The organism is Streptomyces sp. NPDC032198, assembly GCF_040636975.1.
Lineage (GTDB): Bacteria > Actinomycetota > Actinomycetes > Streptomycetales > Streptomycetaceae > Streptomyces.
This window is the reverse complement of the sequence record NZ_JBEZVL010000018.1, coordinates 195406-203203: the sequence shown is the minus strand read 5'-3', so window position 1 is coordinate 203203 and position 7798 is coordinate 195406. Positions and strand designations below refer to the sequence as shown.

The following is a 7798-nucleotide window of genomic DNA, read 5'->3' as shown; positions in this document are numbered from 1 at the left end:
GTACGGGGGGGCCCTTTCGGGGGGGGGGGGGGGGGGGGGGGGGTTTTGGGGGGGGGGGGGTGGGGGGGGGGGGGGCGGCGGGCCCCCCCCCCCCGACTCCGTGCCACCCGTGCCGGCCGTGCCTCCCGTGCCGCCTAATGCCGTTCGGAGTACGCCCGGGCGGAGGCCTGCGGCCAGTACTCCTCGGGGGCGGGCGGCGGCCCGTCCGGTGTGTGGTGGCGGCCCTGGGTCTTGGCCGCCCTGCGCGGCCACCACAGCCCGCGGCCGAGGAGCGCGGCGAGCGCGGGCACCAGGACGAGGGAGAGCACGAGCGAGGACAGCAGGATCCCCAGGCCGGTGGCGAAGCCGATCTCCTGGGTGGAGGGGCTCGCGGCGAGACTGGCGAAGGAACCCGCGAGCACGATGCCGGCCGTGGCGACGGCGGGCGCGGTGTGCCGGACCGCCTCGGCCACCGCGTGCCGCGCCGGGACCGGCTTCTCCATCTCCTCCCTGATCCGGTCGGTGATCAGGATGTTGTAGTCGGTACCGAGGGCGACGACGAACAGGAAGAGCACCAGGGGCAGCGTGAACGACACCCCGGGCCGGTCGAGGCCGTGCTGGAAGAGCAGCGTGCTCGCGCCGAGGGTGGCCACGAACCCGAGCCCCACGGCGATCATCAGGACGACCGGTGCGAGCAGGGAGCGCAGCAGCAGGAAGAGGATCACCGCGATCAGCAGGGCGGCGACCGGGAACACCAGGCGCAGATCCTTCTCCACGGCCGTCGAGATGTCGGCGAAGACGGCGGCCGTTCCCGTGACGTACGCCTTGGTGCCCTGCGGGGCGGTCCGCGCTGCCGTGTCCCTGACGGGCCCGGAGACCAGGTCGCGTGCCTTCTGCGTATCGGACTCGACGCTCAGGAACAGGTCGACCCGCGCGGCCGTGCGGTCCTTGCTGAGCACCGGCTTGCCCACCTCGCCGACACCCTGAGCCTTGGCGAGGGCACGGGTCATGCCGGTGAGCGAACTCGCCTTGATGTCACCGCCGTCGGTGCTCTGTACGTACACGCTGTGCGGGTCGGACACTCCCGCGGGCAGGCTGCGGGAGATCTGCTCCGCCGTCCGGACCGCGGCGGTCTCGTGCAGGCCCTGCTGGTCGTAGCTCATCTTCATGCCGATCGCGCCGGCGCCGAGCGCGCCGAGCAGCACCAGACTGCCGAGTGCGTACCGCACGGGCCGTGCGGTCACCGCCTGCCCCAGGCGGGCGCTGATCCCTCCGGTGCGCTCCGTCTTCCAGGCGCGGGCGGGCCAGAACATGCCGCGGCCGAGCACGGCGAGGAGTGCGGGCATGAGCGTGAGGCTGGCGAGGAGCATGACGAGCACGGAGATCGCGATGGCGGGGCCGAGGACCCGGAACTGCCCGAAGCTCGCCAGGCCGAGCGTCGCGAACGCCGCCACGATCGTCAGGGCCGCGGACGTGATCGCGCTGCCCACGCGCCCTGTCGTCTCGGCCGCGGCCGACCGGGCGTTCTGCTCGGGATGGTTCCGCAGCTGCTCCCTGAACCGGAACATCAGGAAGAGGAAATAGTCGATCCCGATTCCCAGGAGTACGACACCGATCAGCGAGGGAGTGGACGGGTCGAGGTTGATGCCGAAGAGCTTCGCCGCGCCGACCACCGCTCCCGATGCGACACCGCCGATCAGCGCGACCGCGATGAGCGGCACGAACGCGGCGGCCAGGCTGCGGAACACCAGCACGTTCAGGACGACGATGAGGCCCATCGTCAGGCTGCCGACGACTTTGCCCGTGGGCTCCTCGGCATCCGTGTTGTCCACCGTGGAGGCTATTCCGCCGGTGAATCCCACCCGCAGGCCGTCGGCGGCGAATTCGTCCTTCGCGCCGTCCCGGAATTTCTTGTAGACGTCCTGCAGACCCGGGTCGGCGGGATTTCCGGAGAGGGACACGGTCAGGAGCCGGAAGGACTTGTCCGGGGCGACGGCTCCCGGCGATACCCGCGGGGTCTGCGAGTGGTCCTTCATGAGCTCTTCGGGCTTCGGCGCGACGATCCGCTCCCGGCCCAGGTCAGCAGCGGTGGCGGCGATCCTGCGCTGGTCGCCCGCCGTGAGCTTCTTGCCGTCGTCCCTGCCGACCAGCACGGTCAGGGCGTTGGGGTCGGGCTTGGTGCCGAACTCGTCCTCCGCGATGCGCAGGGCGACAGCCGAGTCGTACTTCTTGGGCAGGAAATCCCCCGCCTGGGAGTCGGTGACGTCGTACATCATCGAATTTCCCACAAGCGACAGGGCCGCTCCGAGGATCGTCCATACGACGATCGTCAGCCATCGATGTCGGGTGGAGAACGAGGTCAGCTTGCGGATCATTTCTTGTCCCTGCTTTTCCCGGGCGGCGGAATGGCCAGGAGAATTCCTCGAGGCTCCAACAGGTCATCACGGCAGACCCCTTGAGAGCGTCGGCCGCCGGAAGGGGACGCACCCGTGACCGTGGTCCGGTACTCCGTCGCGGGCAGTACTCCAGTACTGGGCGGAAGAACCGCCCACGCGCCGATCACCGGCCCGGCGGTCCGGGATCTAATGGGTGGGGAAAGGCGGGAACTTCAGGACCCGCGGCACCGCTCGACGCTCGACGCTCGACCAGGAGGCGCCCGGATGGGCCGCGATTTCTTCCCACCGGCACCGCCCACGGGCGGGCCGCGGCCGACGCCGGGCGACGCGGCGGTCGCCGTCGTCGCGGTGGGGCTCGACGTACTGGCCTACCTCGCCCCCGGCGAGGAGGCACCCGGTGCGCCCGTCACCGTCCTCGGGATCCTGCTGGTCGTCTCGTCCGCGGTCCCGCTGCTCTTCAGACGCCATCACGCCGTGCCGGTGCTCGCCGTGGTCCTCACCGTGCAGGCGGCCGTCAACCTCGGCCTCGCCGTCGACCCGGGCACGCCGATGTCGAACAGCTACGGCGGCGCCGTCGCGGTGGCGCTCTACACCGTGGCCCGGCACAGCGAGCGGCGCGCCGTGGCGCTGAGCATCCTGGCCACCGCACCCGTGCAGCTCGCGCGCTACCTGAACAACGACGTGCCCTTCCTGGGGGTGGGCCTCACCGACGTGCTGGTCACGCCCTGCCTCATCGTCGCCATCGGCCTGGCCGTGCGGCAGTGGAAGCGGCAGCTGGACATCAACCGCAAGCTCCTCGCGGATCGCGCGGTGACCGAGGAACGGCGCCGCATCGCGCGCGAGCTGCACGACATCGTGGCCCACCACATCACCACCATGTACCTGATGTCCGGCGGGGCCAGGTCGACCCTGGACCGCGACCCGGACACGGCCCGCGAGGCCCTGGTGACCCTGGAGGAGTCCGGCCGCACGGCGCTGCGGGAGATGCGGCAGCTCCTCGGGGTCCTGCGCAGCACCGACACCCCGGAGGAGGCGCCGTCGGAACCCCAGCCGGGGGTGGACGGCATCGAGCGGCTCGTCGCCGATTCGACCGCCGCGGGCCTGCCGGCCGAACTCCACGTCACCGGGCGGCCCGTGGCGCTGCCGATGCCGGTCGGTCTCACCCTCTACCGGATCGTCCAGGAGGCGTTGACCAACGCCCGCAAACACGCGGGGCCCGCCCGCGCCACGGTGCGGCTCGCGTATCTCCAGGACCACGTCACCGTCGAGGTGGCCGACGACGGCGCCGGTGACGGCAGGGCGCATGGCGGGAAGGGCGAAGGCGGTGGGTACGGTCTTCTGGGCATGCGGGAGCGCGTCGCCCTGCATGACGGCTCCCTGCGGGCCGGCAGCCGCGAGGAGGGCGGATTCGCGGTGACCGCGAGCGTGCCGCTGTCCACCGACACGTACGAGAAGGACAGGACCCCATGACCTCCCCGACCGCACCCGAACCCGAGCCCGGGACCGACCCCGGAGCCGAGCCCGGCGGCATCAGCGTGCTCATCGCGGACGACCAGCCGCTGGTGCGCCGGGGCCTGTCGCTGATCCTGCTCTCGGACCCCGCCATCCGGGTCGTCGGCGAAGTGGGCGACGGCGAGCAGGCCATCGCGGCGGCCCTCGAACTCCGCCCCGACGTGGTCCTGATGGACATCCGCATGCCCGTGCTCGACGGTGTCCGGGCCACCGAACGGCTGGCCGCCGAGTTGCCCGGGTGCAGGGTCCTCGCGCTCAGCACCTTCGACATGGACGAGCACGTGGTGGGCGCCCTGCGGGCGGGGGCCTCGGGGTTCCTGCCCAAGGACGTCTCCCCCGAGGAGCTGGTGGCCGCGCTGCGCACCGTCCACCGCGGCGAGGCCGTCGTCGCCCCGCGGCTCCTGACCCGGCTGCTCGCCACCTTCGTGACCCCGGCCCCGGCCGCGCACCCGCCGACGGCCGACCTCGCCGGGCTCACGCCGCGCGAGGTCGACGTGCTCCGGCTGATCGCCGCGGGCCTCGACAACGCCGAGATCGCGCAGCGGATGGAGATCGGCGTGCAGACCGTGAAGAACCACGCCACCGGCATCTTCGCGAAACTGGGCGTCCGCGACCGCGCGCAGGCGGTCATCGCCGCGTACGAATCGGGGCTCGTGCGGGCAGGTCAGGGGAACGGGGCCGGGCTCCCCCGCTGATCGCCTCCTTGGGGAGGGCCTAGCGCTGATACCTCTTGAGCACCAGGTTTCCGTCCGTCACCAGCCGTTTGCTCAGCTCGTCCATGTCGATCGCCCCGCTGTAGTACTCCTGCAGCGCCGGGGTCGCCACCTTGTCTTTCCACTCCGCGTAGCCGCGCACCGACTGGGCGGGCGCCGAGCGGAGATCCTTCGCGAGCGCGGTGCCCGTCGCCCAGTCGTTCTTCGTGGTGTGCAGGGCCGGGTCCTTGAGGGCCTGTTCGCCCGTCGGCAGCATCCAGTCGCCCTGCGCGAGGCGCACCATGTTCTTCGGCTGGAGGAGGAAGTCGATGAACTCGACGGCCTCCTTCTTGTGTGCGGTGTCCTCGGAGACCGACAGCGTCTGCGGGCTGACGCCCTGCGCGAGCCCCTCCGCCCCGGCGGGGGCAGGCAGCACCTGCCAGTCGAAGCCTTTGGGTGCCTGCTGGACGATCTGCTGACGGTAGGAGAAGCCGAGCGGGACCATCGCGTACTTGCCGCCGAAGAAGCCCGGCAGCGTGTCCGAGCCGCCCATGCCCAGGGTCGTGCTGGACGCGCTCTTGTCGGTGTTGACCTGGTCGTGGACCGTGCGCGGCATGATCGCGTCGGCCTTGTCGAAGCGGATGCCGACCTTGCCGTCGTCGCCACGGTGGAACATCCGGCCGCCGGTGGAGAGCGAGAGGTTGAGCGTCGCGGAGACCGGCTCCTTGAGCGGCCAGGCCACGCCGTACTTGCCCTTGCCGTCGCTCAGTTCCTTCGAGACCGTCCGGAACTCGTCCCAGGACCACGGCTTCTCGGGGGTCGGGATCCGTACGCCCGACTTCTTCAGCCACTTCGCGTTGGCGATCAGGACGCGGGGCTCCTGGAGGAACGGCACTCCGTAGACGCCGTCCCCGAACGTCGTCGTCTGCCAGCTCCGCTCCGGGATGTCGGACTTGAGCCGGTCGGGGAGCAGCTCGTCGAGGTCGGCGAGATACCCGCCGTACGCGAAGTCGGCGAGGTCGTCCGACGCGTCATGGATGATGTCCGGCGCCTCGCCGCCCTCGAAGGAGGTGAGGAGCTGGTCGTGGACGCTGTCCCAACTGCCCTGGACGTACTCGACCTTGACGTCGGGATGGGTGGCGTTCCACTCCTTGACGAGTTCCCTGTTGGCGTCGACCGACTCCTTCTGCCAGGCGAGCGACTGGAAGCGGAGGGTGATCTTCCCGTCGTCGGACCCGTCGGAATCACCGCTGCATCCGGCGAGCAGCAGGGCGAGGGCCGCGGTCAGCGCGGTGGCGGTCCGTGCGCGCATCAGCTCTTCACCGCCCCGGTCAGCATGCCGCCGGTGATCCGCTTCTGGATGAGCGCGAAGATGATGAGCGAGGGGAGGGTGGCCAGGAACGCGGCCGCGGCGAGCGGGCCGAGGTCGGCCGCACCCTCCGCGCCGATGAAGTGCGTGAGGACGACCGGCAACGTCTGTTTCTCCGGGGTCTTGAGCAGCACGAGCGCGAAGAAGAATTCGTTCCACGCGGTGATGAAGGCGAAGAGGACCGTGGCCACGATGCCGGGCGCCAGCAGCGGCGCGGTGACCGAGACGAGCGTACGCAGCTTGCCCGCGCCGTCGACCGCCGCCGCCTCCTCCAACTCCATGGGCACGGCGCGCACATAGCCCACCAGCATCCACAGCGCGAAGGGCAGCGCCCACACCACGTAGACCATGATCAGGCCGGGCAGGGAGTTGATCTGACCGAGGTTCTTCAAGACCAGGAAGAGCGGGATGATCACCAGGACGAACGGGAATGCCTGGCTGACCACGACCCAGCCGGTGGCCGCCCGCGCGAGGACCGTGCGGTGCCGTGCCATGACGTACGCCATCGGTGTCGCGATGGCGACGGCGATGAGCGCCGCGCAGACCGCCGCGATCAGGGAGTTGCCCGCGGCGCGCAGGAGCGGCTGTTCGTCGAAGGCCTGGCGGAAGTTGGCGAGGGTGGGGTCCTTGGGGATCCAGGTGGGGTGCAGGCTCGCCAGCTCGCGCGGCGGCTTGAAGGCCGTGGAGATCAGCCAGAGGAAGGGGAAGGCGAGGAAGACGAGGTAGCCGAGGAGCGCGAGGTACTGCCCGGCGCGTGCGGGCTTGCTGGTGCGTGTGGTGCTCACTTCTCGTCGCCTCCCCTCAGCCGGCCCGCGAGGTGGAACGCGAGGATGACCGAGATCACCGCGACCATCACACAGCCCATCGCCGCCGCATAGCCGAACTGGCCGTAGCGGAACGCCTCTTCGTAGGCGAAGAGCATGGGGAGGCGGGTGCGGCCGCCGGGGCCGCCGTTCGTCAGGACGTAGACGAGGGCGAAGGAGTTGAAGTTCCAGATGAAGTTGAGTGCCGTGATGGCCAGGGCGACCGGCTTCAGGGCGGGCCAGGTGACCGTGCGGAAGCGGCGCCAGGCGCCCGCGCCGTCCATCTCGGCGGCCTCGTGCAGTTCGCGCGGGGTGTTCTGGAGCCCGGCGAGCAGCGCCACGGTGGTCTGCGGCATGCCGGCCCAGATGCCCACGACGATCACCGCGGGCAGTGCGGTGCTCAGTCCCGTGAGCCAGTCGCGGCCGTCGCCCAGGCCTAGGTTGCTCAGGGTCTCGTTCAGGACGCCCGCGTCCGGGTTGTAGACCAGGCGCCACATGATGCCGACGACCACTTCGGGCATCGCCCACGGAATGATCGCGAGGGACCGTGCCAGCCAGCGGAACCGCAGGTTCTGGTTGAGCAGGAGGGCCAGGCCGAGCGCGAGCAGGAACTGCGGCACGGTGACGCCGACCGCCCACAGCAGGCCGATGCGGAACGAGTCCCAGAACAGGGTGTCGTGCAGCAGGTCCTGGAAGTTCAGGAGGCCGATCCACTCGGTGGGCTCGGTGCGGCCCGACTGGGAGTCGGTGAACGCGAGCGTGATGCCGTAGAGGAGCGGGCCCACGCTGAGGACGAGGATCGGGATCAGCGCGGGCAGCACCAGGAACCAGGCGCCGTGGTCCGCGCCTCTGCGGGCGGACGCGCCGTTCTCTGACCGCTTTGTCGCGGTCGCCAATGTCACGGAATCGGCTCCTTTGGGCGGCTCATCGGGGTTTGGCCGCCCAGGCGGCCCCCGTCATCGTGCTGATGGGATCTTGATACGTCAAGCAGCTACGCAGGCCTCGCAACCCCTTGGCCTGTGCGAATGGGAGACTGTGCGCCGGGCT

At 70.6% G+C, this 7798-nt stretch carries 6 protein-coding genes; 2 read left to right on the top strand and 4 right to left on the bottom strand.

All coding sequences use genetic code 11. From position 1 onward, the window contains the following. Positions 1 to 134: 134 nt before the first annotated feature. Complete coding sequence (locus tag AB0E78_RS37555) at positions 135 to 2354, bottom strand: MMPL family transporter (protein WP_361842818.1); 2220 nt, start codon at positions 2352 to 2354, stop codon at positions 135 to 137. A gap of 285 nt (positions 2355 to 2639) precedes the next feature. Between AB0E78_RS37555 and AB0E78_RS37550 the strand changes: the two genes are divergently transcribed. Beyond that, the gene (locus tag AB0E78_RS37550; protein ID WP_361842815.1) at positions 2640 to 3845 is read left to right on the top strand and encodes a sensor histidine kinase; all 1206 of its coding nucleotides are present in this window, start codon (positions 2640 to 2642) and stop codon (positions 3843 to 3845) included. Continuing rightward, positions 3842 to 4582 (top strand): response regulator transcription factor, encoded by a 741-nt coding sequence (locus tag AB0E78_RS37545; RefSeq protein ID WP_361842813.1) that lies wholly within the window; start codon positions 3842 to 3844, stop codon positions 4580 to 4582. Before AB0E78_RS37550 ends, AB0E78_RS37545 begins: the two co-directional genes overlap by 4 nt. Positions 4583 to 4601: 19 nt before the next feature. Here the strand turns inward: AB0E78_RS37545 and AB0E78_RS37540 are convergent, their stop codons facing one another. The 3 genes from AB0E78_RS37540 to AB0E78_RS37530 are packed head-to-tail and all read right to left on the bottom strand — an operon-like array spanning position 4602 to position 7653. Next, positions 4602 to 5891 (bottom strand): sugar ABC transporter substrate-binding protein, encoded by a 1290-nt coding sequence (locus tag AB0E78_RS37540; protein ID WP_361842810.1) that lies wholly within the window; start codon positions 5889 to 5891, stop codon positions 4602 to 4604. Beyond that, positions 5891 to 6733, bottom strand: coding sequence for a carbohydrate ABC transporter permease (locus AB0E78_RS37535; protein WP_361842808.1), 843 nt, complete (start codon positions 6731 to 6733; stop codon positions 5891 to 5893). Before AB0E78_RS37535 ends, AB0E78_RS37540 begins: the two co-directional genes overlap by 1 nt. Continuing rightward, positions 6730 to 7653, bottom strand: a complete 924-nt coding sequence (locus tag AB0E78_RS37530) for a sugar ABC transporter permease (protein WP_361842805.1) — start codon at positions 7651 to 7653, stop codon at positions 6730 to 6732. Before AB0E78_RS37530 ends, AB0E78_RS37535 begins: the two co-directional genes overlap by 4 nt. Positions 7654 to 7798 lie beyond the last annotated feature (145 nt).